Annotated in this window: 1 protein-coding gene; it reads right to left on the bottom strand. The window is 39.5% G+C overall.

What is annotated here, in order from left to right:
• Positions 1–107: 107 nt before the first annotated feature.
• Positions 108–536 (bottom strand): hypothetical protein, encoded by a 429-nt coding sequence (locus tag ACT3QP_RS14930; RefSeq protein WP_444526044.1) that lies wholly within the window; start codon positions 534–536, stop codon positions 108–110.
• Positions 537–853: the final 317 nt, after the last annotated feature.

Genomic DNA, 853 nt, shown 5'->3' with positions numbered 1-853 from the left:
ATCATAAATCATTTTATAGTACTGCTAAGATAATAAAACTCAAAAAAACAGCCATCATATGATGACTGATGAAAGTTTATCATCGCTTTTTGTACATGATGCTGTTATTAGATTTGGCAGCTTACGTGGTATTCCGTCCCATCGGCCCATTTAATGGCAAAGATACCTTTATCTTCTTTCATGTGCCATGCATAGACCGCGCCTGGGCTTGAATCATTGACATAGCTTGCGACATGCTCTTGCGCATCACCATTTAAGATAATGGGTTGCGCTGCCCATTTTACTTTAGGTAAGGTCACATTGAGCATGACCTGTTTTTTGTTAATGGACTGTTTTACCATAATTTGACTGTCATCAGTACAGGTATAAGGCGCAGGTGCCATGCGATCATAAGCGGCACTGGGTACAGTTTCTGATTCAGGTATGTCTGACGCAGGGACATCTGATGCATTTGGAGTGGTCGGAGCCGTGGTCGCACAAGCACTCAGTAAAGCAAAGGTAGGTAGGGCAATCGCAAATTTAGTCAGGGTATTCATGGCACGCTCCAAAGGTATTGATATTATTATGTACTTAACCATATATGTAATCACGTAATCACGTAATCATGTAATTATCTTTAACTATGCGTTAAGTATCTAACACGTATAGTAGCCAAAATAAGGCTCAAGAAGTGTTAGAAATTGTTTGTTACATGTTTGCTTTGTCACAAAACTACTGACTAGGGCGTGTTGAACATTCAAATGTGGTGCTGGCAGTGACTATTTTTTAGACAATATGCAGTGAAATTTTTGATACCTAGTCATTCTAGGTGAAACAATTTCGCCATATATTGGCAAAAAAGAGTACTGCCCCA

This window comes from Psychrobacter sp. AOP7-B1-24 (genome assembly GCF_052376215.1).
In the GTDB taxonomy this organism is placed as follows: domain Bacteria; phylum Pseudomonadota; class Gammaproteobacteria; order Pseudomonadales; family Moraxellaceae; genus Psychrobacter.
This window is presented reverse-complemented; position numbering and strand designations above follow the sequence as displayed.